At 30.5% G+C, this 24,436-nt stretch carries 21 protein-coding genes, 2 tRNA genes and 1 pseudogene; 15 read left to right on the top strand and 9 right to left on the bottom strand.

What is annotated here, in order from left to right; genetic code table 11:
- Positions 1-285 precede the first annotated feature (285 nt).
- Positions 286-2,084: pseudogene (locus tag CLLI_RS14515) on the top strand (heme NO-binding domain-containing protein).
- Positions 2,085-2,126: 42 nt separating this feature from the next.
- On the opposite strand, the gene CLLI_RS08385 reads toward CLLI_RS14515, so the two are convergent.
- Together CLLI_RS08385 and CLLI_RS08380 are read right to left on the bottom strand one after the other, a co-directional pair.
- Positions 2,127-3,017, bottom strand: coding sequence for a radical SAM protein (locus CLLI_RS08385; protein WP_106063765.1), 891 nt, complete (start codon positions 3,015-3,017; stop codon positions 2,127-2,129).
- Between the two features lie 107 nt (positions 3,018-3,124).
- On the bottom strand, positions 3,125-4,168 hold the full coding sequence (locus tag CLLI_RS08380) for a YkvI family membrane protein (protein ID WP_106063764.1): 1,044 nt from the start codon (positions 4,166-4,168) through the stop codon (positions 3,125-3,127).
- 135 nt (positions 4,169-4,303) lie between these two features.
- On the opposite strand from CLLI_RS08380, the gene CLLI_RS08375 reads away from it, so the two are divergent.
- From CLLI_RS08375 to CLLI_RS08350, 6 genes are all read left to right on the top strand, one after another.
- Positions 4,304-5,407 carry a hypothetical protein gene (locus CLLI_RS08375; RefSeq protein WP_106063763.1) on the top strand — a complete coding sequence of 368 codons (1,104 nt, stop codon included), beginning with the start codon at positions 4,304-4,306 and terminating at the stop codon, positions 5,405-5,407.
- Positions 5,408-5,497: 90 nt separating this feature from the next.
- Positions 5,498-6,430 carry a tRNA modification radical SAM protein MnmL/YtqA gene (gene mnmL / locus CLLI_RS08370; protein WP_106063762.1) on the top strand — a complete coding sequence of 311 codons (933 nt, stop codon included), beginning with the start codon at positions 5,498-5,500 and terminating at the stop codon, positions 6,428-6,430.
- An 89-nt stretch (positions 6,431-6,519) separates the two neighbouring features.
- Entirely contained in the window at positions 6,520-7,629 is a 1,110-nt protein-coding gene (locus CLLI_RS08365; protein WP_106063761.1) for an ABC transporter ATP-binding protein, read from the top strand.
- Between the two features lie 12 nt (positions 7,630-7,641).
- Complete coding sequence (locus CLLI_RS08360; protein ID WP_106063760.1) at positions 7,642-8,586, top strand: PucR family transcriptional regulator; 945 nt, start codon at positions 7,642-7,644, stop codon at positions 8,584-8,586.
- 168 nt (positions 8,587-8,754) lie between these two features.
- Entirely contained in the window at positions 8,755-9,960 is a 1,206-nt protein-coding gene (locus CLLI_RS08355; protein ID WP_106063759.1) for an RNA-guided endonuclease InsQ/TnpB family protein, read from the top strand.
- A gap of 221 nt (positions 9,961-10,181) precedes the next feature.
- Positions 10,182-10,904: a 2-phosphosulfolactate phosphatase family protein gene (locus CLLI_RS08350; RefSeq protein ID WP_106063758.1), complete on the top strand. Its 723-nt coding sequence runs from the start codon at positions 10,182-10,184 to the stop codon at positions 10,902-10,904.
- A 139-nt stretch (positions 10,905-11,043) separates the two neighbouring features.
- Here the strand turns inward: CLLI_RS08350 and CLLI_RS08345 are convergent, their stop codons facing one another.
- From CLLI_RS08345 to murC, 7 genes are all read right to left on the bottom strand, one after another.
- Entirely contained in the window at positions 11,044-11,499 is a 456-nt protein-coding gene (locus CLLI_RS08345; protein ID WP_146127084.1) for a hypothetical protein, read from the bottom strand.
- Between the two features lie 73 nt (positions 11,500-11,572).
- Positions 11,573-12,226 (bottom strand): HAD family hydrolase, encoded by a 654-nt coding sequence (locus CLLI_RS08340; protein ID WP_106063756.1) that lies wholly within the window; start codon positions 12,224-12,226, stop codon positions 11,573-11,575.
- Positions 12,227-12,578: 352 nt separating this feature from the next.
- The gene (locus CLLI_RS08335; RefSeq protein WP_106063755.1) at positions 12,579-13,925 is read right to left on the bottom strand and encodes a [Fe-Fe] hydrogenase large subunit C-terminal domain-containing protein; all 1,347 of its coding nucleotides are present in this window, start codon (positions 13,923-13,925) and stop codon (positions 12,579-12,581) included.
- A 128-nt stretch (positions 13,926-14,053) separates the two neighbouring features.
- Positions 14,054-14,129: transfer RNA gene (locus CLLI_RS08330), tRNA-Pro, on the bottom strand.
- Positions 14,130-14,227: 98 nt separating this feature from the next.
- Positions 14,228-14,303 (bottom strand) — tRNA-Pro (locus CLLI_RS08325).
- A gap of 94 nt (positions 14,304-14,397) precedes the next feature.
- On the bottom strand, positions 14,398-14,721 hold the full coding sequence (locus CLLI_RS08320) for a hypothetical protein (RefSeq protein WP_106063754.1): 324 nt from the start codon (positions 14,719-14,721) through the stop codon (positions 14,398-14,400).
- 85 nt (positions 14,722-14,806) lie between these two features.
- Positions 14,807-16,183, bottom strand: a complete 1,377-nt coding sequence (gene murC, locus CLLI_RS08315) for a UDP-N-acetylmuramate--L-alanine ligase (protein ID WP_106063753.1) — start codon at positions 16,181-16,183, stop codon at positions 14,807-14,809.
- Between the two features lie 191 nt (positions 16,184-16,374).
- Here murC and purR point away from each other — a divergent pair, with 191 nt between their 5' ends.
- The 8 genes from purR (at position 16,375) to pth (ending at position 24,309) form a co-directional block, all read left to right on the top strand.
- Positions 16,375-17,193: a pur operon repressor gene (purR, locus tag CLLI_RS08310; protein WP_106063752.1), complete on the top strand. Its 819-nt coding sequence runs from the start codon at positions 16,375-16,377 to the stop codon at positions 17,191-17,193.
- A gap of 98 nt (positions 17,194-17,291) precedes the next feature.
- Positions 17,292-17,576 (top strand): septation regulator SpoVG, encoded by a 285-nt coding sequence (spoVG, locus tag CLLI_RS08305; protein ID WP_106063751.1) that lies wholly within the window; start codon positions 17,292-17,294, stop codon positions 17,574-17,576.
- A gap of 154 nt (positions 17,577-17,730) precedes the next feature.
- Positions 17,731-19,101 (top strand): bifunctional UDP-N-acetylglucosamine diphosphorylase/glucosamine-1-phosphate N-acetyltransferase GlmU, encoded by a 1,371-nt coding sequence (gene glmU, locus CLLI_RS08300; RefSeq protein ID WP_106063750.1) that lies wholly within the window; start codon positions 17,731-17,733, stop codon positions 19,099-19,101.
- A 20-nt stretch (positions 19,102-19,121) separates the two neighbouring features.
- Entirely contained in the window at positions 19,122-20,078 is a 957-nt protein-coding gene (locus CLLI_RS08295; protein WP_106063749.1) for a ribose-phosphate diphosphokinase, read from the top strand.
- A gap of 189 nt (positions 20,079-20,267) precedes the next feature.
- Positions 20,268-20,954, top strand: coding sequence for a response regulator transcription factor (locus tag CLLI_RS08290; RefSeq protein WP_106063748.1), 687 nt, complete (start codon positions 20,268-20,270; stop codon positions 20,952-20,954).
- A 3-nt stretch (positions 20,955-20,957) separates the two neighbouring features.
- Entirely contained in the window at positions 20,958-22,364 is a 1,407-nt protein-coding gene (locus CLLI_RS08285; RefSeq protein WP_106063747.1) for a HAMP domain-containing sensor histidine kinase, read from the top strand.
- Positions 22,365-22,453: 89 nt separating this feature from the next.
- Positions 22,454-23,623, top strand: a complete 1,170-nt coding sequence (locus CLLI_RS08280; RefSeq protein WP_106063746.1) for a S1C family serine protease — start codon at positions 22,454-22,456, stop codon at positions 23,621-23,623.
- Between the two features lie 119 nt (positions 23,624-23,742).
- Entirely contained in the window at positions 23,743-24,309 is a 567-nt protein-coding gene (pth, locus tag CLLI_RS08275; protein WP_106063745.1) for an aminoacyl-tRNA hydrolase, read from the top strand.
- The last annotated feature ends 127 nt before the right edge of the window (positions 24,310-24,436 follow it).

Genomic DNA, 24,436 nt, shown 5'->3' with positions numbered 1-24,436 from the left:
AAAAAATTAAGGGGATAAGTACGCCCTTTCGGGCCGCGGGCGAAGCCCTATTGGATAAAATTTTCAACTGAATTTATAATGGGAAAAATTCAAAAAATAAATTGCCCACTTTAACTTGACACAAACCTTATAACATTTATGTTTTGTAAAAACATAGTTATTGAGGTATAATTTAAATATATTAGCAAGTTTTAAAATAAAGGAATATAAATTTATTCATATAAAACAAAAAGGTTTGAAGCAAGGACCTTTAACAAAAGATGTATAATTAAGGAGGAAAAAAATATGAAAGGAACCGTGGTTGCTACATGGATAAGAACCTGTAGGAAACTTTATGATGACAACACAGTAGATAAGGCTATGCAATTTATAGGATGGGATAGCAATAGAATATTTACTCCCGCGGAAAATGTGGATGACAAAAAGGTTAAGGAAGTAATAGGATATATAGCAAAAGAAAAAAATATAGGTATAGGAGACCTTTGGAGAAAAATAGGAAAAGATAATATAATTGCCTTTCATAAAGATTTTCCGGCATTTTTCGATCATGAAAATCTATATTCTTTTTTTAGATCTTTGTTTGATGTACATGTGGTTATGACTAAAAAGTTTCCAGGGGCTAAGCCGCCTTTAGTAACAATTGAGCCAATATCAAATAATGAGGCTATTTTTTTCTATAAATCCGATAGGGCAATGTTTGATTATTTTTTAGGATTAACTGATGGCAGCAAGGAATATTTTAAGGAAAATATAGATGTACAGGAAATAGAAAGAACAGAGAATTCTCTTAAACTAAAATTGAAATTTGAGAATGATATATATTTCAAAAAAGTATTTAAATTTAATAAATTAATGTCTTTAGGATTTATAAAGGATATAAGTGGGAAAGTAGCCATACTTACTTTTTTAATATCATTTATTTGTAATATTGTAATTATAGGGCCAAACAGCATTATTAAATCCCTTGTATCATCATTAGTAACATCCATAATTGTATATATACCAACCTCATTACTTATGAGACCAAAAGAATATATAAAAACCGAATTAGAGAGGATTACAGAAAATAAATATCTAGAGGATGGTGATATTGCAACAGGAGATTTCTTCGAGGAGTTATTCAGATTAATAAAAGGTCATAAAAATGTTATTAAAAAAGATTTTGTTGGATTTAAAGGTGTAACCGATGAAATGAATACTTTTGTAGACAATATAAATGGAATATCAAATTCAATGAATCATACATCAGAAGAAATATCAGGTGTAGTGGAGCAGGTAGCAATTGTGCAGTTAGTCAAGCAGAGAATACAGAACATGCAGTTACTATTTTAAATGAGAATATAGAAAATCTAAAGAATATAGCTAATAGCGAAAATAATAATAAGACAGAACTAGAAGAAGCATTAAATAAAATAAATAATAGCTATGAATATGTGAAGGATACTAGTAAAAATATAGTAAACTCTCTTGAAAAATTCCAAGAAGTAAGGGATAATAGCTTAAGCCTTCAAAATAAAGCTAATGATATAACCGATATAGTTTCTATAGTTTCACAGATTTCAGAACAAACAAATCTTTTAGCATTAAATGCTTCTATAGAAGCAGCTCGAGCTGGAGAACAGGGCAAGGGGTTTGCTGTAGTAGCAGAAGAGGTAAGAAAGCTTGCAGAACAAACGAAAAGTGCTGTACAGGAGATCAATGTTAATTTAGTAACCTTTGCAGAAGAAACAAAAACATTATCAGATAAAATTGATGGGCAATATGACGCACTGGAGAATGAAACCAAAAAACTTGAAAATGTTAGAGACATAAGCTATGAGGCTACTACTTCAGTACAATCTGTTTCTGAATCAATGATTACTACTATAAATGATTTAAATAAGGAAACTGATTCTATAGGAAGCATATTTGAAAATATAGAATCTTTGGCAGCAAGTGCAGAAGAGAATTCAGCTTCATCAGAAGAAGTAAGTGCCAATGTTTCAAATTATACTAATGAAATAAAGAAATTAGTAACCAATATATATGATTTTAAGAAAATAACTGAATCATTTAAAGATGAATTGGGTAAATATAAAATCTAATTATCATATAATAAAAGGGCTCCGAAGATGGAGTCCTTTTATTTAGATCCCTTTCAAATTAAATTCTGGTATAAAGCTTTCTTTTACTGTTCCTTCTTCTTGTATGAAACCATTTTTAATACCAATGGATAAACAATAATCAATAAAAGCCTCATAGTGTTTAGGATTAACCGGTCTATTTATTTCAGGGAAATTATCTACTTTGTTTAAAGGCGTATATTGATTCATAATACTTATATATACAGAATTACCAAAGGTATTATAAATATAGTCAACTATTTTTTTTGAATCAAATAATAATCCAGGAAGCATCATATGCCGTATTATTACACCTTTTTTCATTATACCATTATTATCAAATTCCGCAGGACCTACTTGAGATACCATTTCTTTTATAGATTTTGAGGCAAATTCAAAATAACCTTTTGCACCAGAATATTTTTCAGCGTAGCTATTGTTATAATATTTCAGATCTGGCAGATATATATCTACATAGCCCTTTAGCGATTTAATAGTGCTAACATTTTCATAACTATTTGTATTATATACTATTGGCAGATTTAATCCTTTACTCTTAGCTATTTTTAAAGCTTCTATGATTTGCGGCACATAGTGTGAAGGAGTAACTAAGTTTATATTGTGAGCGCCTTGTGTTTGCTGCTCTAAAAATATTTCAGCTAACCTTTCTATAGAAATTTCTTTACCAATATTCTCTTGACTAATTTGGTGATTTTGGCAAAAGACGCAGTTCAAATTACAGTTTGAAAAAAATACAGTACCTGAACCATTAGTGCCAGAAATACAAGGTTCTTCCCAATAATAAAGGCATGCTTTAGCCACCTTTACATTTCTGCCTCCCTTGCAAAAACCTAACTCATCCTTTAATCTATCTACTCCGCAAGATTTAGGACATAACTCACATTTGGACAACATACTTAACAAAATAACACCTCATTCGTTTAAAGGATAATTATAATTGTGTAACTCCAAAAAGTAATTATACAACTATAAATGGTCTTTCTCAATGAATTTAATATAAACTACCTATCTTTGAGGTAAAATATTAAGCATTGTAGTATAAATATAAAGCTTATCATTCCAAAAGCAGGATATAAAAAGGTAATTAATTTTACAAAACCTACTTGAGATATAGGAAGAGCTATGAGAAAAATCAATATACAGCCAGCCCTATAAGGTATTTTAAAAGTTTGCTCTAAAGTTTTACTAACGCTGAATATATCGGAAACTTCTGTAGAAAACATTTCGAACCAAATTATAGTTAACAGCATAATCTGGATTGCTTTTCCAAACCTATTTGCCACATATAGCAAGGGAATTTCATATTCAAAAATATAGGGAATGTTTAGAATTAGCAGTAGATTTATTATTAAGGATAATACAGTTAATCCAATAGAACCTAATATTAGCCCACTAAAAATGTATTTTTTATTAGGTATTTCTTTAGCTAAAGGGACTATAACTCCCGTAGAGCAAAGAACATTGAAACTGCAATATAAAAAGCTAGAAAAGATCCAATTATTTTTATGGTAAGGTATGGTTTTTATATATGAAAAGCTCATATTGTCATAAAAGAATATATAGAAAATAAATAAAGTAACAATTACTATGGTTAGTGAAGGAACTATAAAAGAATTTATTTCTATAAGACCCTTTGTATCTCTAAAAAGAACCATAAGTGCCATAATACCCATTAACAATATTCCTACCCATTTATTAAGTTTAAAATATTGATGAATTAAAGCACCGCTTCCAGCTAAAATTATTGCAGAACTACTTATTAGAAACATTCCGGTTGTTAGATCTGTAACCTTCCCAAGGAAACCTGGACTTACAAGAGTAATAAGTTCATTATAAGAGTTTAGTTTATATTTTATACTTAAATGAGTAATTATATATCCTGTTAATATATAGATAATGCAGCAAATTATTATTCCACAAAAACTTTTATAGCCATATGTAGAAAAGAATTGAGTAATTTCTTGCCCAGAAGCTAGTCCAGCACCTACTATTGTACCAATAAAAACTGCTGAAATTTGAAAAATTAATCCTATTTTTTTAAACAAAACTATTCTCCTTTCATTCTTTATAAAAATCTATCTCTTATAAGTATATAAAGAATTTTGTAAATAATGATTTTACAAATTAAAAATTTATTTTTGTGGGAAACTATATTTAAATGTAGAATGGAGGAATGAAAGGTGAGAGGAAAGAAATATTTTTTGTATATTATATCATTATTGTTAGCCATAAATTTTGCAGCATGCAAAACAGATAATAAAAAACAAAGTGCAGGAAAAGAAATAGAAAAAAGCTTTGACATAAAAGCAGCAGAGAATATAGTTAATAGTTATATGAATTATTTAATGAAAGAAGATTACCAAAATGTATCAAGATTTTATTCAAAAGAAATATCAAAAAATATACCTAAAATAAATAAACAGCCTTTAAAAATAAGGGGATATAATATAATAGAGATAAATGAGATTGGCAAGTCGGGCCTATTTAGAATAAAGGTAGCTAGAATGAATATGTCAGAACCCTATGCTTCTTTAGAAGAATATATTTTAAAGGTTATAAAGGAGGATACAGATTATAAAATAAGTGATGTTAATACCAGCATTGATAAGGAAGCATTCCTTAAAAACGGAAGATTAAGAATAAGAAGTAAGAACAATGTAGATACAAATTTACTTATTGATCCAGGCGGTATACCTAATTATGCTTTTTCAAAGGATGATAAGGCAAAAACAGATAAAATAGAAGTGTCAAAAAAGAATTATGGACCTATGATTTTTTCATATAGTGGCTATAGTATAGCAATAAGTACCTATGAAAAGGATTCATTTGCAGGAATTATAAAAATTGATGAGAGCATGGCGGTGCAGGGAGGACAGAAAGATGATCAATCACAACAAGGAGGGTCAACTGGTGGAGAGAAAGGAGCTACTGGATTGGTAAAAGAAAAACCTGTAGGAAAAGAGTTTACTGCATTGGATCTATTAAAAAATTCTAAAATAGATTATATGGTTTTTTCTGGGGATGAAAAATTTTTATTGATTCAATATAGTAAAGATGGATATGGCAAATCTATTGGGCTTTATCATTCAGAAGGGGGAGAAATGATTCCCTATGAATTTGAAAAAAATTATCCTATAGATAAAGTAGATATAATATTTTCTTCCTTCGATAAAGAAGCTTTAAATTTTGAAGTAGTTCCTAGAGCTGGAGCTGATAAAAGTGTAGGAGAATATATAGGAAGATGGAGAATGGACTTAAAGGAATTTAGGGTAAAGAAGATGTAGATGATTTCACATGTTGAAAGAGGAATACCCGTAGACTATAATGTTTATGGGTGTTTATTATTTTTGTAAAAAAGAATGGAGTTTTTATATATGACAAAAAAATGGGGAGATAAAAGATATTATAATTTAAACTATTTTTTAAGAAAAAAGTTTGGGTCAAAGGTTTATAAAATATCCTTAGATGCAGGGTTTTCATGTCCTAATAGGGATGGAAAAATAAGTACAGGAGGATGTATATTCTGCAGTGAAAGAGGTTCTGGAGATTTTGCCGGAGACAGAAGTTATTCTATAAACCAACAGTTTGAACACATAAAAACCATTATGCAAAGGAAATGGAAAGAGGGTAAGTATATAGCCTATTTTCAGGCTTACACCAATACTTATGCACCAATAGATATATTAAGGGAAAAATATGAGGAAGCATTAAATCAACAAGGAGTAGTGGCTTTAGCAATTGCTACAAGACCAGACTGCTTAGGAGAAGATGTACTAGATCTTTTAGAAGAGATAAATAATAAAACATATTTATGGGTAGAATTAGGATTACAAACCGTTAATGATAGGACAGCTAAAATAATAAACAGAGGCTATGATTTAGAGGTTTTTGAAAAAGCGTTAAAGAATTTAAGAGACAGAAACATAGATGTAGTAGTGCATAGCATATTTGGATTACCAGGAGAAAAACAAGAGGATATGCTAAGTACTGTGAAATATTTGGCTTCAAAGGATATACAAGGAGTAAAATTTCATTTATTACACCTTATAAAAGGGACCCCCTTAGTTAAATTATATGAGCAGGGTCAGCTTGAGTTTTTAAGCCAAGAAGAATATGTGGAAATAATATGTAAAGCCATAGGGATACTTAGGGATGATATAGTTATCCATAGACTTACGGGGGATGCACCAAGAAATCTTCTAATAGGACCGCAATGGAGTCTGAAGAAGTGGGAAATACTAAATTCTATAGATAAAATGCTTGATGATAGGGATATATACCAGGGATTGTATTTTTGTACAAATTAGTTTTCTTGCTTTTGGAACTTTTGCAAATAGAAATAGAATTCTTAAAATGGTAGAATGGTATTATAAAATTGATTTAGGGGGAAAGTTAAATGTCAAGCTTATCATTAAAACATATTTATAAAGTATATCCTGGAAATGTAACTGCAGTAAAGGATTTTAACCTAGATATAGAGGACAAGGAGTTTATTGTATTCGTAGGACCTTCAGGATGTGGTAAATCTACCACCCTTAGGATGATAGCTGGTTTGGAAGAGATTAGTCAGGGGGAATTGTATATTGATGGGAATATTGTAAATAATATAGCACCAAAGGATAGAGATATAGCAATGGTTTTTCAGAACTATGCACTATATCCTCATATGACTGTATATGATAACATGGCATTTGGATTAAAATTAAGAAAAATACCAAAGAACGAAATAGATGAAAAGGTTAAAGAAGCAGCAAGAATATTAGACATAGAACATTTACTAGATAGAAAGCCTAAGGCTTTATCAGGTGGACAAAGACAAAGGGTAGCATTAGGAAGAGCTATAGTAAGGGAACCAAAGGTATTTTTAATGGATGAACCTTTGTCAAATTTAGATGCAAAACTTAGAGTACAAATGAGAACAGAAATATCAAAACTGCACAAAAAATTGCAAACTACATTTATATATGTAACCCATGATCAAACTGAAGCTATGACTATGGGATCAAGAATAGTAGTTATGAAAGATGGATTAATTCAACAAGTGGACACGCCTCAGCAAATATATGCCTATCCAGCTAACATGTTTGTAGCAGGATTCATAGGAAGTCCTCAGATGAATTTTATAGATTCAAAATTAGAAGAAAAAAATGAAAAGACCTATATTGTATTTGGAGAGGACTCCATATTACTACCGGGGGATAAGGCAAAGATAGCCAAGGAAAAAGGATATTTAGGAAAAGACATAGTAATGGGTATAAGGCCTGAAAATATTTATGATAAAGATGAATTTATAGATCAATATAAGGAAGCTTCCTTAGAGGCAAATGTAGAAGTAACAGAACTTATGGGGGCAGAAACTTATATTTATCTTTCAAAGAACAACATTAATTTAATTGCAAGAGTTAATGGAACGTCTAAAGCAAAAGCAGGAGATAGATTAAGAATAGCAATGGATTGGAATAAGATACATCTATTTGATAAGGAAAGTGAGATTACAATATTATAGGGGGAATTGCTGTTGTACAATTTTTTAAAATATTTAAAGGAATTAAACAAGAAATCTAAAATTAACTTTAAATTGGTATGGGAAAATGGGGAGTGCATATATGATAGCCTATCAATGGACAAAGAGAGCTTATGTTTACAGGTTAATTTAGGAAATGAATTGGCTAATATGTATATACCCTTTGAATACAAAAATTGTACACTCCTCTTAAAGTTCTCTATAGAAAATAAATTTGAAGAATTAAAATCTGCTGAAGAAGAAATTTTATGGGATTTGTTAGATGGAAAAGAAGTAATAGAGGATAAAATAAAAGAACTGTTACCCTTTTTATACAATGATAGCAATATTTTTTTAGTGAAGGTAGAGGATAATAGCTCAGAGGCATTAAATATAATTAAGGAATTATATTTAAATGAAGAAGTATTATGCACAACTTTTGCAGATAATATATTAATAGTAGGCTGCTTTGATGAACCAAGAGATCACGCAGAAAGTATAAAAAATTCTATTGAGACAGATTTATATTGTAAATGTATAGTAAGTATTAGTGGGAAGATAAATAATGTTTCTGATTTAAGGAAGTGTTATAGTGAGGCAAAAGAAAGTTTATTCCTAAGTGAGAAATTTTCACTAAAGGATACTATTTTGCAGTATGATAAAATGGTATTGGAAAAGATAGTGTATAATATAAATCCACAAGTAAAGGATGAGCTCATGGAAAAAATCGGTCATAAGTTTGATAATTTTGATGGTGAAATAATAACTACAATAGAAGAGTTTATTAAGTGTGATCTTAATATAAGTGATACAGCAAGGAAATTATTCATTCATAGGAATACTTTAATATATAGATTAGATAAAATATGCAGAGAAACGGGCTTTGATATTAGAAATTTTAAGGAAGCTACTGTATTTATAATAGGGTTTCTTGTATGGAAAGAGATAAATAAGAGATAAATAGTTCCTACTAGAATAATATATAGGGAAACATTTTAACATAATAGGCGGAATTCTTCTATCCTCTTAGGTGGGAGATGGATAGCCCTCTTATTATTTTAGGTTCGATTAATCATTTAGTATTGATTATTAAATATAGGGGAAAAGTACTAAATGAGGTGAAAATCTGTGATTAAGAAAAATAAGGGGTATAGATTTAGGCTAAAACCTAATAAAGAACAAATGGTATACCTAGAGAAAGCTTTTGGTTGTAGTAGAAAAATGTATAACTTATACGTTGATATGCTGTATAAACAACTTGATGAGAAAAATTTTATTAACGGAAAAATTGATTACAAGGCTATACACTTGCCAACACCAGCAATAATAAAAAAAGATTATGAGTATATGAAAGAAATAGATTCATTAGCTTTTGCAAATGTACAGCTTGATTTTAGAGATGCCGTAAAAAAATACAATAGTGCATTTGATGGTAAAACACACTCAAAAAAAGCATTGAAGCAAGTTGAAACTTTAGGCAAAGAATTAACATTTAAGGACTTAAAGGGTATTCCAAATTTCAAAAGTAAAAGAAAGAATCAAAATTCTTTCACAACAAACAATCAAAATGGCACTATATTAATAGTAGACGAAAAGTATGTTAAGATACCTAAATTAAAGGAGCCTATTAGATTTGTTAATCATAGACAATTACCTGAAAACAGCATTATAAAAAGTGCTACGCTATCAAAGAATTGCAGGAATCAATATTATATAAGCTTCACAGTAGAATATTATATTGAGGAAAAACAAACTCCTTCAAAAATAATTCTAGGATTAGATTATTCTCAGCATGATTTTTATGTAGATAGCCAGGGTAGAAAAGCCAACTACCCTAAATATTACAAAAAGACTGAAGAAAAATTAAAAAAAGAACAGCAAAAATTAAGTAGAAAAGTATTAAAATCTAATAACTGGATTAAACAAAAAAAGAAAATATCAAAAATACAAAACAAAATATCAGAACAAAGGAAAGATTGGCTTCATAAAAAAGCATATAATCTAGCAAAGGCATATGATGCAATAATAGTAGAAGATATAAACTTGAGGGCAGTAGGACAATGCTTAAAGCTAGGTAAATCATTAGCCGACAATGGTTTTGGAACATTCAGAAACTTCCTAAAGTATAAGTTAGAAGATAGAGGAAAGCAACTTATCAAAATAGATAAGTGGTTTCCATCTTCCAAAATGCGCAGTAATTGTGGAACTATGAAAGAAAAGTTACAGCTATCAGATAGAATATATAAATGTGAAAAGTGTGGCTGTACTATAGATAGGGATTATAATGCAGCACTGAATATAAAAGAGGCTGGTTCTGCCTTGTTAGCTTGGTAAATTTATCTTCATTAGAAGGTATTACCCAAGAAGCCACCACTTCTAAAGTGGTGGTGGGTTCACGAATCCAAGGATGTATAATTTTAACCTTGGATTAATTTTTATTTGTACAAGAATTCTTAAAGTGCTAATATATTTATTGAAGCATAGATTTGTTATAAATTTTTGCTTATTAGTATATTTATTTTTGAATAATTCATCTTAAAATGGGGGTAATAATTATGAAAATAGATTTAATAATATCAGCAGATGATATAAAGAAGGAAAAGGTAATAGATAAATCTGTAGTAGTAATCGATATGCTTAGGGCTACATCTGTAATAGTAACTGCTATGAATAATGGATGTGATGAAGTTATACCTGTTGTAACCATAGAAGAAGCACTATCTATAGCTGATAAAGATAGGGAAAAGTATATATTAGGTGGAGAAAGAAAAGCCTTGAAAATAGAAGGCTTTGACTGCTCTAATTCACCACTAGAATATACCTCTCAGGTAGTAGCAAACAAAACATTAGTAATAACTACAAGTAACGGAACACGAGCCATAAAGGGTAGTGAAGGAGCTAGGAACATACTTATAGGTGCACTAATTAATGCTAAGGCTGTAGCGGAGAAATTAATAAAGCTAAATAATGATATAGTAATAATAAATGCAGGAACTTATGGACAATTTTCAATAGATGATTTTATATGCAGCGGATATATTATAGATTGTATATTAAAGGAAAAACAGTTTGAACTTACTGACATAGCTAAAACTGCTCACTATTTATATAATAAAAGCCCTAATTTAGAATTTATAAAGTCTGCAAGTCACTTTAAAAGAATCGAAGAACTAAAGCTTCAGGAGGATTTGAAATACTGCTGTAAAAGGGATATAATAGGCAGAGTTCCTGAATATAAGGAAGGAAGAATAAGATTATTTGATAATTTAAGTGAATAGTTAATAGGTAATAGTGAATAGTGGAAAATAAAGAATAAATAAGGAAATCTCGTCCTATGGGTAAGGTTTCCTTATTTATTCTTATTTATTTATAATTTAAGCTTTTGTAGTGATAACTGAAGAAAAGCATCCATAACTATCAATTGTCATCTAAAAAAGAGCTTTGCACTTTTATATTGGATTCATTTTCATCAATAACCCATTGAATATTAACACCTTCAATCCAGCCCTTTGAATTTATTCTATTTGAAGAAGGTATGGAAACTTCAAACCAAAGCGTATTGTTTACTTTAGCACAATCCTGCACTTGAACAAAGGAATCTTTTTCTAAACTTATGAGTACTACAGCGTCGGCTAAGGGATAGAGATATAAATTACACTTAAATTTAATTACAGCTGAAGTATATTGAGGAGTTATATATTTTATTATTATGGTATCTGATAAGTTATTTTTTTTATTAGCCTTGTTTTTCAGATCATCGTATTGTTTTTTTACGATTATAAATTGCCTCTTTTGTAATGACAACTTGCTGTTATAGTAATAGAGAATATAAATAGTAACGCACAGAAGAACTATAAATAAAAACAGCATCAAGGGAACCGCCTCCAAGAAATTATATTACTACTATATTTATTCATAATTCATATAAAGTTGTTAAAATTTAATATTAAACTGCTTTAGTTAATTCATTGTATTGAAAAATATATAAATCTGCTAGGCGCATAATATCTTCCTTTTGATTTTCGGAATATAAATCGTGAACACCAATAACTTTCATACCTGCAGCTTTTGCACCAATTACTGCTGGAAGTATGTCTTCGAAAACAATACATTTCGTCGGGGCTACTTCTAATTTTTCAGCGCATAATAAATAAACATCAGGGAAGTTTTTACCTCTATTAACTTCATTAGTAGTAGTAATGCAATCAAAATAATCATATATATTATTATTTTTTAAAGCTACTTCTAATAGCATGTCACAATTACTAGTAGCTAGTCCAATTTTTATTTCATTAGATTTAAGTAAAGTTAAAAATTCCTTTGCACCAGGTTTTAATTTTACATTGTTAGTATACTCCTTTAAAGCTATATCATTCCATTCTGCAATAATTGCTTCTATGCTTTCATTTAGGTTAAATCTTTCTTTAAAATATTTAGCGGTTTCACTAAAACTTAAATGCTCTATATTTTCCCTAAGATCATCTGGAGGAGTAATATTCCTTTTCATTAAATATTCAATATCTACAGTTTTCCAAACCCACATGGAGTCTATAAGAGTCCCATCCATATCGAATATAGCTGCTTTTATATCTTTAAACATATATCTATACAATCCTTTCTCTAAAAAATTGTGACCAATTTTTTCAGTTGACAATTGACAATTGACAGTGGACAGTTAAGGATAATTTTTCTCCATTGTCATTACGAAAAATTTTTAATTTAATAAGTTCACTAAATAGCACGCTTTGCGTGGCCCGAAGGGACTTAGAAATTAACTTTTTTGATTATAGTAAATTGCATAATTTAGATATAAGAAAAATAATCGATAGACTGCATGGTTAATATTAGAAGAATTTATTCAAAGCTTTTCTGTAGTGTAAACGTAAGAAAAGCCTCCTTAACTGTCAATTGTCCTCTGTCAACTGCCAACTAAAAAAGTGCGCTGCACTTTTTTAAAATTCTCTCTCAAATATTTCAATTTTATTTTTATCCTTAAAATCCTCAATAGAATTTATTTGAAGTTGTGATAATACTTCTTTCATGCAATTACTATCTACAGAAACTTTTATTTCAGATTTATCCGCAAAGCTATCTATAGCTTCTTTACCTAGCTCTTTTTTTAAAATAGCCTTAGGCCCCCCAACACAACCACCTATGCAACCCATTCCTTCTATAAAATTAGCAGAGACTTCTCTACTTTTTATTTTTTCTAATATATCTTTACACTCTCTAACTCCATGAGCCTGAGCAGTTTTTAATAGTTTGTATTTGCTTGGAAATAGTCTTTCTATAGCATCGCCTACTGCTATAGAAACTCCGCCTGTTCTACCATATAGTCTTCCACCTTTAGAAGCATATTCTGAAGATAAATCCTCTTCTAATTTTCCTGGAATAATACCTAAAGAATCAAATATATCTTTAACTTCTGTAAAAGTAAGAACGAAATCTATGTCACCTAATAGATCTTTTTCCTTGGATTCACCTTTTTTTGCTATGCAAGGGCCTATAAACACAACTTTACAATTAGGATTAAGGGTTTTTAATACTCTTCCAGAAGCTATCATTGGTGATACTGATGGAGATACATATTTTACAAGATCATCATATACTCTTTTCAGCATACCAACCCACATAGGACAACAACAGGAGGTTATCATAAAATCCCGTTCATTTTTTACAAAGTTATCGTATTCAACGGCTTCTTTTAGAGTTAGCATATCAGCGAAAAATGCTACTTCCACCATATCTGCAAAACCTAATTTTTTAAAAGCAGTTCTTAATTGATTTATGGTTACATTTTCTCCGAATTGACCAACTATTGCAGGCGCCACAGCAGCAATAACAGTGGATTTACTTTTTAACAGATCTAAAAGAGGTAAAAATTCAACTTTATCTAGAATTCCACCATTTGGACAACTTTCAATGCACATACCACAATCTAAGCATAATTCATCATTAATATAGACATGATTATCCTCTGGTATTCTAAGAATAGCGTTAATTGGACAGGATTTTTGGCAAAGAGTTTCTCCTGACTCTTTTAAACAACTGCCTGAACAACTACTGAATTTGCTAACAACTTTGTGTGCAGGATTATAATTTTTTATAGCCTCTTCTAAATTTTTTATAAAATTTTCATTGAAGTCAACTTCTACTCCGCAAAGGCAAGAAACAACATAGGCAAGCTTATTTTTGTCAAATTTCTCATGAGAAAATAAATCTTCCACTTTTGCAGAAAAGTTACCTTCATAATAAGCTTTTACAAGATCTTTAAATATGTCCCTATAAATATCTCTCATGATATGTCAACTCCTCTTTTAGTCTATAGTTAATAATTATTGCTATTATATCATAAAAATAAATAAGGTAAATGTATAACTCATTCACCTTATTGTGCAATAAAATTATAAAAACTATTCAAGTATTTTGGTCGGGGTAACAGGGATTGAACCTGCGACCTCATGGTCCCGAACCACGCGCGCTTCCATCTGCGCTATACCCCGCTACCATTATTATACAAAATGTTATAAATAAATTCAATAGAAAGGATAATATTAGTTTAAAATTAATTATAAAAAAAGAGTTACTATATAGTAACTCTTGGTCGGGGTGACAGGGATTGAACCTGCGACCTCATGGTCCCAAACCACGCGCGCTCCCATCTGCGCCACACCCCGGTAGACAAATATAATTATAATTTATTTACTAGGAAAAATCAATAGGAATTTTAATTTAATAAAAGAAAAATGGGGTTAACGCATGGTTAAATGGTTACCCCTTATTTCTGCCTTTGTTTTTATCGCCGGCGCCTCTTGTAGGAACAGTAGACATTATAAAACCCACTAATATGGATACTATGGCTGGAGCAACTACATTTACATAGGCTATATATCTAGTTCTATATAATATAAATGCTGTCAAACCAGTTATAAGAACTGTAATAATAAAAAGATATATTATAAATTTTGCTAAAGAGCCAAAAAAACTTTCGTATAACCTATGCCTTGTAGTGCCACTTATAACATTCTTAAATACAAAATAGGATGCAAAAATTAATATGATGTTTACTATTGCTGAAATTAAAAAATTTCTCACAAAAACACCTCCAATAAAGCTTATATTTAGTGTTACCATATTGAAGGTGTTTTACACCAATAATTATAAAAAATTAATATATATATTATTCATTAATAAACATTTCTCCTACTTTATATACATCTCCAGCACCAAGCGTTAACAGTAAGTCTCCGGGCTTTAGTTCGCCTTTAAGATGGTTAACTATGGCCTCAAAGCTATGAAGATTTATGCAATCTATGTTCTTTTCCCTTAGCTTATCACCTAGAACATCGGAGCTTATTAATCCTGTATCCTTTTCTCTTGCAGCATATATATCAGCAAGTATTAATTTATCTGCATCATCAAAGCACTTTGTGAATTCATTAAACAAAGCATAAGTCCTTGTATATGTGTGTGGCTGAAATACACAAAATATTCTGTTATGCGGATAATTTTGTGCAGCATTAAGAGTTGCTTTTATTTCAGTAGGATGATGAGCGTAATCATCTACAACTGTAATCCCATTTTTTACGCCTTTAATCTCAAATCTTCTATGAGTTCCATAAAAGCTTTCGAGTCCTTCTATAATAAATTCTTCTTTTATGTTAAGTACTAAAGCAATACTAATGCTAGCTAATGCATTTAATATGTTGTGTTTGCCGGGGACATTAAGCTTTACAGAAAATACTTTTTTGTTGTTTTTTAGTACATCAAAAGAAGGACAGCCTTTTTCGTCAAAAGTTATGTTTTCAGCTCTTATATCACCATGATTTAAACCATAGGTTACTATATTACAATTAGCTTGTGATAAAACCTTAGCCATTCTTTCATCTTCACAGTAGGCAATTAAATATCCATCCTTAGGGATAATTTGTGCAAATTTTATAAAGGTATTTTGTATATCCTCAATATCCTTATAATAGTCTAAATGATCTGCATCTATATTTAGTATAACACCTATATAAGGGAAGAATCTAAGAAAGGAAGCCTTATATTCACAAGCCTCTGTTATAAAATATTCACTTTTCCCAGTTCTCACATTACCATGTATAATATCAAGTTCTCCGCCTACTAAAATAGTGGGGTCAAGATTTGCCTTTATAGTTATATGAGAAACCATGGAGGTAGTAGTAGTTTTACCATGGGTGCCTGAAATTGCTACATTATATTTATGACCTTTCATTAATTGTCCAAGAAAATCTGCTCTATTCATAATTGGAATATTTAATTCTAAAGCTCTAATAAGTTCAGGATTATCCTTTGGTATAGCAGCAGTATAAACTATTAAGCCCACATCATTTATGTTTTCACCTTTGTGACCAATGTAAATCTCGGCGCCCATTGCTGAAAGTTTATTAGTCATTGAAGATTCATTCATATCAGAGCCAGATACTTTATAACCTTTTTCTAATAAAATTTCAGCTAGGCCGCTCATACTTATTCCGCCTATGCCAATAAAATGTATTTTTTTATTTTTATTTTTTATAAAATCAAATGACAATATAATCAACTCCTTATAAATTAGCTCCATTTAATAATTATATACAAAAAATAAGCAAAAAAACACTTTTATATTATTTATATTATATTTTTTACTAAGTATTGATTATAATTATGTTTTAGAATAGAATATGAATAATAAGATTATTTAGTGATAAAATAATTCGTAAATTTAATAGATAGGTGATTTGAATGGAGAAATTTACTAGAAACCAAAGAATATCTGCTATAACCAAAATCTTAGTTGAAAGCCCAAATAAAATAATTAACTTAAATATGTTTACTGAGATGTTTAATGCTGCAAAATCTACTGTAAGCGAAGATTTAATTGCAATAAAGGATATTCTAATTAAGCTCTCTATAGGCAAAATAGAAACAATTTCAGGGGCAGCAGGTGGGGTGAAATATGTATGTGGCATATCAAAGGAAGAAAGTATAAAATTTGCGGAAGAATTATGTATTATTTTAAAAGATAGAGAAAGAATAATACCAGGGAACTTTCTCTACGTAACAGATTTAATGTTCAATCCAGAAATAATACATAAGGCAGGCACTATACTGGCTTCGGCTTTTAATAAGTTAGATGTTGATTATGTGGTAACAGTTGAAACTAAAGGCATTCCATTGGCCTATGAAGTTGCTAGAATGCTTGGAGTGCAATTAGTAGTTGTTAGAAGAGAAAATAAAGTTACTGAGGGACCAACTGTTAGTATAAATTATGTGTCGGGTTCTACCAATAGAATACAGAATATGTCTCTTCCTAAAAGAGCTATTAAGCCTGGAAGTAATTGTATATTTATTGATGACTTTATGAAGGCAGGAGGTACAGCTTTTGGCATAATAGACCTTTTAAAAGAATTTGACAGCCAACTAGTAGGCACAGGAGTATTAATAGACAATATAGATATAAAGCATAAATTAGTGAATGATTATGTATCTATTATAGAGTTTAATGGTTTGGATGAAAAAAATAATGCTGTTCTACATCCATCTAAAAAGAACAAAGTATAAAATTTTCAAAAAATTTAATATTTTTTTTGAAATAAAGAAGGAAAAATAGAAAACGTAGAGAATATTATAGTACATAAGCATCTTGGAGGTGGATTAATATGGAAATAACAGATGTAAGGGTTAGAAAGATTGCTGCTGAGGGAAAGATGAAAGCCATTGTTTCAGTAACCTTTGATAATGAATTTGTTGTTCATGACATAAAGGTGATAGAAGGACAGAATGGCCTATTTATAGCTATGCCAAGTAGAAAAACTCCCGATGGAGAGTTTAAAGACATAGCTCATCCAATAAATACTCAGACAAGAGAAAAAATACAAAAAGCTATTTTGGATGAGTATGAAAAAGTAAAAGATGAAGTAGTAGAACAAAATCCAGAGCAATAAAAAGGAGTAGCAATACTCCTTTTTATATTTGAAAAATTTTCTGAAAATGAAGGATTAGGTTGCAAATATTATACATATAAAATATAATATTATAGGATGATTTGAAAATCAAAAGCAGAATTATGTAAATATATGCCCATAAAGAGGTGGTAAAATGTATAATTGTGCTGTATTATTAGCAGCCGGTGAAGGAAAAAGAATGAAGTCTGCTACACCAAAGGTTCTCCATAAGGTATGTGGCAAGGAAATGGTTAATCATGTCATTGATACTTTGCGTGAAGCTGGTATTGAGGATATAAATGTAATCGTTGGTAGAGGGGCAGAAAAAGTAAAAGAAAGCACACATTCTAGAAAAGTATCATATTCATTTCAAGAAAAACAGTTAGGGACAGGGCATGCAGTTAAATGTGCAAAAGAATTTTTACTTGGGAAAAAAGGAACAGTTGCAGTATTTACTGGAGATGCACCTTTGATAACTGCAGACACAGTAAAAAAATTAATATCTTTCCATGAAAGCAATGGTTATAAAGGTACAATGCTCACTTCAATAGTGCAAAATCCATATGGATACGGAAGAGTAATAAGAAAAAATAACGGAGAAGTAAATAAAATAATAGAACATAAAGATTGCACAGAAGAAGAATTAAGAATTAATGAAATCAATGCTGGTATGTATTGCTTTGATATAGAAGCTCTTTTAAATAGCATTGATAAATTATCTAATGGTAATGCTCAGGGAGAATATTATTTAACAGATGTAATTGAAATATTAAAAAGTAATGGGCAAAAAATTGGAGCTATTCCAGTGGAATTTGAAGAAACTATGGGAGTTAATTCTAGACTTCAATTAGCTGATGTGGGAAAAGTTATGAGAAGAAGAATAAACAACTACCATATGGAAAATGGTGTTACACTATTAGATCCAGAAAACACATATATTAATTCAGAAGTAGAAATAGGAAGAGATACAATAATATATCCTGGCAACATAATAGAAGGAAAAACAGTTATTGGGGAAAACTGTATTTTGTATCCTAACTCAAGGATAGAGGATAGTGTTATTGAAAAAGGGGTTACAATACAAAGTTCGGTTATATTGGAAAGTCGTATAGGTGAAAATACTACAGTAGGTCCATTTGCTTATATAAGACCTGAAAGCATAATAGGGGAGTCAGTAAGAATAGGAGACTTTGTAGAAGTTAAGAAATCTGTTATTGGAAATAATACAAAAGTATCACATTTAACTTATATAGGAGATGCAGAAGTAGGAGAAAAATGCAATTTTGGTTGTGGAACTGTAGTGGTTAATTATGACGGAAAGGTAAAACATAAAACTATTGTTGGTAATAATGTTTTTATAGGTTGTAACACAAACTTAATTTCTCCTGTAAAGGTTAATGATAATTCATATATAGCAGCGGGATCTACTATTACAGAAGAGGTTCCTGGGAATTCTTTAGCAATAGCAAGGGCAAGGCAAATAAATAAAGAAGAATGGGTAACAAAAAGAGAGTTAAAAAAATAGTACCAAGGAGGTTCATTTTAATGATAAGCCATGGAAAAAGTATCAAAATTTTTAGTGGTAATGCAAATCAAAAGCTGGCTCAAGACATAGCAGACATATTAGAGGTGCCATTAGGAGATTCAAAAGTAGGTAGGTTTAGTGATGGAGAAATATGTGTAGATATCAATGAAACTGTAAGAGGAATAGATGCATTTATAATCCAATCAACCAATGAACCCGTTAATGACAATTTAATGGAATTGCTTATAATGATAGATGCATTTAAGAGAGCATCAGCAGGAAGAATAACTGCAGTAATTCCTTACTATGGATATGCGAGACAGGATAGAAAGGCAAAAGCAAGAGATCCAATTACTGCTAAATTAGTTGCAGATCTTTTAACAGCAGCAGGTGCTGACAGAATTTTGACTATGGATTTACATGCTGCCCAAATTCAAGGATATTTTGACATCCCAGTAGATCATTTACTAGGAGTACCTATATTAGGCAAATATTTTGCTCAAAACGGTTTTGATCAGAGGGATGATGTAGTAGTAGTATCACCAGACCTTGGAAGTGTTACAAGAGCTAGAAAGTTTGCAGATAGAATTCATGCACCAATAGCTATTATTGATAAGAGAAGACCAAAGCCAAATGTTTCAGAAATCATGCACGTTATAGGGGATATAAAAGATAAAACTTGTATACTAATTGATGATATGATAGACACAGCAGGAACCATAACAAATGGTGCTAATGCATTAGTGAAAATGGGAGCTAAAGACGTATATGCTTGTTGTACACATGCGGTTTTATCTGGACCAGCTATAGAAAGAATTAATGAATCAGTAATAAAAAAACTTATTATGCTAAATACAATTGATTTACCAGAAAACAAAAATAGTGATAAATTTAAAATATTATCCGTAGCTCCTGTGTTTGCAGAAGCCATAAGAAGAATATATGAGGAAATATCCGTAAGTAAACTATTTGATTAATAATACATGGGCATGAAGGAATTAAAATCTTTCATGCTTTTTTTATTAAGAAAGATATGGAATTGCATAAAATAGTAAATAATTTGTAACATTTTAAGAATATACTATTAAAGTAATGATAATATATGATAAATTAGATATGAATGCTGTTAAAATCTAATTTGTATAACAAGAAGGAGGAATATAAAAATGGAAGGTAAAATAGGCAAAATATTAATAGTGGATGATGATGAGAATATATGCGAAGTAATAAAAATGTATTTGGAGAGCGCTGGTTATGCTACTAGGGTCAGCAATGATGGGAAAGAGGCTCAGGAGGTCTTTTCAGATTATAAGCCAGACTTAGTGCTTTTAGATATAATGCTACCTCATATAGATGGTATAGATGTGCTTAAATGGATAAGAAAAGATCATGGAACTCCGGTTATAATGCTAACAGCAAAAGGAGAAACTTTTGACAAGGTACTAGGATTGGAGCTAGGTGCTGATGACTATATAGTAAAGCCTTTCGAACCAAAAGAATTACTTGCAAGAGTAAAAGCGGTTTTAAGAAGATACAATACAGATAATGATAATAAAGAAATTCTAAAATTTGAAGACTTAGTTATAGATATAAATTCTTATACTGTAATTTACAATGATCAAGAGATAAAAATGCCCCCAAAGGAATTTGAACTTCTTTATTATTTAGCAAGTAATAAAAATAGAGTATTTACTAGGGAACAGCTATTATGCGAAGTCTGGGGATATGATTATCCGGGGGATTCAAGAACGGTAGATGTTCATATAAAAAGATTAAGAGAAAAGTTAGAAAGAGGGGTTAATTGGCAAATAGAAACAGTTTGGGGTGTTGGCTACAAATTTGAGGTGAAATAAATAATGAAAAAAGGTTTATTCTCAAAAACCATAGCAACCTTTACAGCAATTATAACAGTAAGCTTTGTTATAACAGCTGCAGTACTCTCTTATTGGTTTGAAGGATATTATTTTGACCAAAGGAAAGAGCAACTGCTAAATGAATCAGAGTTTATAAGGGCAGCAGCTGTAAAATATTTAGATGGAGATATATCTAATGAGAGGGTTGCAGAAATATTATCTGGTATAGGAAACTACTTATCAACTAATATTTGGATAGCAGATAAGTATGGTATTGTTTATGCAGTATCTAATAATAAGTATAAGGATTTAATAGGAAAACAAGTTTTAACTGATGATCTAGAAGAACTTAGGAAGGGTAAAGATATAGAGAAAAGAGGTGTATATGGTGACATATTTACAGCACCTGTACATACTTTTGTAGTACCTATTTTCTCCAATGATATGTTTAAAGGTGCCATAATAATGCACACTTCTTTGGATGAAATACGGGAACCTTTAAAAAAAGTTTATGATATTATTTGGATTTCCGCTGCATTAGCAATTATTTCATCTTTCTTTGTAGTTTATTACTTTTCTCAGAAAATAATGATAAAACCCTTAGGGAAAATTAATTGCGTTGCAGATAAGATATCAAAGGGAGAAGTAGATAAGAGGGTTTATATTCAGTCCAATGATGAAATAGGGGAGCTTGCCAAGTCATTCAATTTAATGGCGGAATCCTTAGAAAAGATAGAAGAAAATAGAAGACAATTTATTTCAAATGTGTCTCATGAAATTAGGTCTCCTTTGACTTCAATAAAAGGATTTATAAGTGGAATATTAGATGGAGTTATTCCAAAAGAAAAAGAACAGTATTATTTGTCCTTGGCATATGATGAAACTCAAAGACTGACCAGATTAGTTAATGATCTTTTAGATTTATCTGCTATTGAAGCGGGGCAGTTAAAGCTGAGAATTGAAGAAGTAAATATAAACGAAATCATAAGACTAACTGTAATTAAATTTGAACAGAAGATAAAAGAAAAGAAATTAAAGGCGGATGTTTGCTTACAAGATGATGATTTATATGTAGTAGGAGACAAGGATAGATTGATACAAGTGGTAACTAATCTTATTGATAATGCTATAAAATATAGCGATGAAGGCGAAAATATAGAAGTAAAAACAAAGGTAAAGGGAAGTAAAGTTTATGTTTCAGTATACAATAGCGGAGCAAATATAAGTGAAGAGGATATGAAACATATTTGGTCTAGATTTTATAAAGCTGATAAGGCAAGGTCATCTAAGGTAAGTACGGGACTTGGACTTTCCATTGTAAGAAGTATACTAACACAATTAGGAGAGGACATATGGGTAGAAAATAAACAGCAGGGAGTTATGTTCACTTTTACTTTAAAAAAAATATAAAGAATAGTAAATAATTGATTACATTTTGTTCACAACTATGCAAATTTAATGGTATATAATCTTTATATAAGTTAAGGAGGTGTTGGCATATGGATGAGTTCAAATCTAATGAAGTAAAGGATGTAAGATGGGAAAGTATAGGTTCTGAAGATGCCAATATAAAATTTAGAAAAAATAAAAGACCAATAAGTATAAGAGGATTCTTTAAAGTTGTAGCATTTATACTTATAGCAGCTATTACTGGAGGACTATCAGGAGCCTATGTAATAAAAAAGTATAACAAGTCTAATACAAATAATTATCAAAGCAGTAACTTATCTCAGAATAATACATCTTCAGCGGAGTCCCCTAAGAATGCTATTAATAAAGTAGCAGAAGCGGTAGGACCTGCGGTAGTAGGAATAAATAATAAGGGAGAGGATTTCTGGGGAACGGTAAATAAAGGAAGCGGCTCTGGAATTATATTCGATCCTAATGGATATATAGTAACTAATTACCATGTTATACAAGGAGCTTCCAAGGTTTATGTAAAACTATCAAGTGGGAAAGTTTTCGAAGCAAAGCTTATAGGTTATGATGCAAGATCCGACTTAGCGGTTATTAAAATAAATGCAAATAATCTACCAACAGCGAAACTTGGGGATTCTTCTAAAGTTAGGGTTGGAGACATGGCTATAGCTATAGGAAATCCGCTTGGAGAGGAATTTGCAGGGTCAGTTACTGCTGGAATAGTAAGTGCAGTGAATAGAAAGATGCAGTATGAAGGATCTATATATAACGTTATACAAACAGATGCAGCTATAAATCCAGGCAATAGTGGAGGAGCGCTATGTAATGAAAATGGTGAGGTAATAGGAATTAATAGCTTGAAAATAGGTTCTGAAGCTAATGCTGAGGGGATGGGATTTGCCATCACCATAAATGAAGCTAAAGGGATTATAGATTCTCTTATGAATTATGGCAAAGTGAAAAGACCTGCTTTAGGAGTTTTAGGTCAATCTGTTAGCTCTAGGGATGGAAAAATACAAGGGTTTTATGTAAATGAAGTTGTACCAGGTTCAGGGGCAGCAATTGCTGGTGTAAAACCAACAGATATAATAACAGAAGTAGATAATGCTAAGGTAACAAGTTTTGAAGACTTAGCAGCTGTATTAGATAAGCATAAAATTGGCGATTCTGTACCATGTAAAATATGGAGAGATGGGTCCACAATACAGGTTAAGATAAAACTATCGGAAATGAAAGAAACTAATAAATAATTATTAAAACACGAAATGGATATAATAATAATAAAGAGACTTTAAAGTCTCTTTATTATTTAGCCTTTATAGTATAATATATAATTATTGTATTATTTTATTAGTGGAGGAAAGATAAGATGTTTCTAATAGTTGGACTAGGTAATCCAGGAAAAGAATATGAAAATACACGTCATAATATAGGATTTGATGCTGTAGATAAGATAAGTCATAAGTATAATATTGATATAAATCGGATAAAATTTAAAGGAATGTATGGAGAAGGCAGTATAGAAGGTGAAAAGGTTATATTACTAAAACCTTTAACTTACATGAATTCAAGTGGTGAAAGCGTAAGGGAGATAGTCAATTTTTATAAAATTGATATTAAAAATATTATAATAATACATGATGATGTAGATTTAGAAGTGGGAAGAATAAGAATTAGATTAAAAGGAAGTTCAGGTGGGCATAATGGTATCAAGAGTATAATATACCACCTTGGCACAGAAGAATTTGTAAGACTGAAATTAGGAGTTGGCAAGGCGGAAAAGGATATGGTATCTCATGTTCTTGGCAAGTTTTCTAAGGGGGATAGAGAAATTGAAGAAAAAGTACTTAATTCTGCAGTAGAAGCTACAAGTACCATAATTAATGAGAGTCCAGAAAGTGCTATGAATAAATTTAATAGTTTTAAAGCAGAGTAGTAGTGTATTCGAAAAACAATAATTAACAATTACTAGAGGTTGTAATAAAAGTGCTTATTTGGATAGAAAAACATTATGAATTTAATTTACTGTATGACAAAAAGGCTTTTAGACACACAATTTTAAA

The organism is Clostridium liquoris, assembly GCF_002995785.1.
Lineage (GTDB): Bacteria > Bacillota > Clostridia > Clostridiales > Clostridiaceae > Clostridium_AO > Clostridium_AO liquoris.
This window is presented reverse-complemented; position numbering and strand designations above follow the sequence as displayed.

Coding starts and splice junctions, on each gene's coding strand:
- CLLI_RS08385 (WP_106063765.1), bottom strand. CDS start 3,017: ATGTTGTCCAAATGTGAGTTATGTCCTAAATCTTGCGGAGTAGATAGA.
- mnmL (WP_106063762.1), top strand. CDS start 5,498: ATGACAAAAAAATGGGGAGATAAAAGATATTATAATTTAAACTATTTT.
- CLLI_RS08365 (WP_106063761.1), top strand. CDS start 6,520: ATGTCAAGCTTATCATTAAAACATATTTATAAAGTATATCCTGGAAAT.
- CLLI_RS08350 (WP_106063758.1), top strand. CDS start 10,182: ATGAAAATAGATTTAATAATATCAGCAGATGATATAAAGAAGGAAAAG.
- CLLI_RS08340 (WP_106063756.1), bottom strand. CDS start 12,226: ATGTTTAAAGATATAAAAGCAGCTATATTCGATATGGATGGGACTCTT.
- CLLI_RS08335 (WP_106063755.1), bottom strand. CDS start 13,925: ATGAGAGATATTTATAGGGACATATTTAAAGATCTTGTAAAAGCTTAT.
- purR (WP_106063752.1), top strand. CDS start 16,375: ATGGAGAAATTTACTAGAAACCAAAGAATATCTGCTATAACCAAAATC.
- spoVG (WP_106063751.1), top strand. CDS start 17,292: ATGGAAATAACAGATGTAAGGGTTAGAAAGATTGCTGCTGAGGGAAAG.
- glmU (WP_106063750.1), top strand. CDS start 17,731: ATGTATAATTGTGCTGTATTATTAGCAGCCGGTGAAGGAAAAAGAATG.
- CLLI_RS08295 (WP_106063749.1), top strand. CDS start 19,122: ATGATAAGCCATGGAAAAAGTATCAAAATTTTTAGTGGTAATGCAAAT.
- CLLI_RS08290 (WP_106063748.1), top strand. CDS start 20,268: ATGGAAGGTAAAATAGGCAAAATATTAATAGTGGATGATGATGAGAAT.
- CLLI_RS08285 (WP_106063747.1), top strand. CDS start 20,958: ATGAAAAAAGGTTTATTCTCAAAAACCATAGCAACCTTTACAGCAATT.
- CLLI_RS08280 (WP_106063746.1), top strand. CDS start 22,454: ATGGATGAGTTCAAATCTAATGAAGTAAAGGATGTAAGATGGGAAAGT.
- pth (WP_106063745.1), top strand. CDS start 23,743: ATGTTTCTAATAGTTGGACTAGGTAATCCAGGAAAAGAATATGAAAAT.